Annotated in this window: 1 protein-coding gene; it reads right to left on the bottom strand. The window is 71.7% G+C overall.

Translation table 11 applies throughout. The features are described 5' to 3' along the window. Window positions 1-139: 139 nt before the first annotated feature. Window positions 140-265 carry a GMC oxidoreductase gene (locus SB658_RS23310; RefSeq protein ID WP_410602652.1) on the bottom strand — a complete coding sequence of 42 codons (126 nt, stop codon included), beginning with the start codon at window positions 263-265 and terminating at the stop codon, window positions 140-142. Window positions 266-279 lie beyond the last annotated feature (14 nt).

The following is a 279-nucleotide window of genomic DNA, read 5'->3' as shown; positions in this document are numbered from 1 at the left end:
GTGCACACGCCGGTCATCTCGACGTGGTTCGCCGGCCGCGAGGTGCACTCCGCCTGACGTGAGGACCACCCGTACCGCCGAAACCCCCACCCGCGGTCATCGCGGGTGGGGGTTTCTCGTCGGCGTCGCGCGCGGCGTCTCAGTCCGCGAGCACGAACCCCGCCCCGCGCTCCCCGATCATCGCGGCGGGCGCATTGGTGTTGCCGGTCGGAACCGTGGGGATGACAGAGGCGTCGATCACCCGCAGACCGTCGACCCCGTGCACGCGCAGTCGAGGGT

It is taken from the genome of Bacillus sp. SIMBA_008, assembly GCF_046535495.1.
Classification (GTDB): Bacteria; Bacillota; Bacilli; order Bacillales; family Bacillaceae; genus Bacillus; species Bacillus subtilis.
Note: the sequence above shows the minus strand (reverse complement) of the source record. Positions and strands in the feature narration are given on the sequence as shown.